1 protein-coding gene is annotated in these 781 nt (G+C 36.7%); it reads left to right on the forward strand.

Annotation, left to right across the window (positions count from 1 at the left end; all coding sequences use genetic code 11):
* Positions 1-95: 95 nt before the first annotated feature.
* Positions 96-781, forward strand: a 686-nt coding sequence (locus ACFQZ1_RS18475) for an IS4 family transposase (RefSeq protein WP_377883660.1), incomplete at its 3' end; no start/stop codon positions are given.

Consider the following 781-nt stretch of genomic DNA (forward strand, 5'->3'; position numbering starts at 1 on the left):
CACACATCCATCAACTTAAGGATTTAGACTATTTTTGAAGTTAAAAGCACGTTACTATTCTCTTATGTTAATAAGAAAGGGTGACGTGCTTTTTTATGAATATGAGCCCAAAACAAGAATTATCTTTATTTGCCGAAGAGTTATATCGATATATGTCTCCCGCTACACTTAATCAATTAGCCATAGAAGCAGGCGGGATGAAACGAAAACGTAAGTGCCACGGGCACCATTTCTTATCTTTGTGTGTATGGTTAAATCAACAAGTCGCTACTACTTCTCTTACCCAACTTTGTAGTCAATTAGAAACTTCAACAGGAGTTTTATTAAGTCCGGAGGGACTTAATCGACGATTTAACTCGGCTTCTGTAGCCTTCTTTCGAACTGTATTTACTACACTTCTACAAGCTAAAATTGGAGGAGTATCTAAGATTTCTCATTCTCTTTCTAATTATTTTGAGCGGATTCGCATCCTTGATTCTACAACCTTTCAAGTTCCAGATCGGTTTGCAGCTACCTACCCTGGTGCTGGAGGATGCAGTCATAAAGCTGGTGTGAAAATTCAACTAGAATATGACTTGTTGAGTGGAGAATTTTCTGATGTAGAAATTGAACCAGGAAAACGAAGTGATCAGGCATATAGTGCGACTCGAACAGGAATGGCACAAAAGAATGAACTATATATTCGTGACTTAGGATATTTTCGTTTACAAGACTTTAAGTCTATTCAAGATAAGCAAGGATACTATTTATCACGTCTTAAGTTACCAACTAAAATATATAG

Origin of the sequence: Bacillus sp. CGMCC 1.60114, assembly GCF_042676365.1 — a bacterium.
In the GTDB taxonomy this organism is placed as follows: Bacteria; Bacillota; Bacilli; order Bacillales; family Bacillaceae_G; genus Bacillus_A; species Bacillus_A rhizoplanae_A.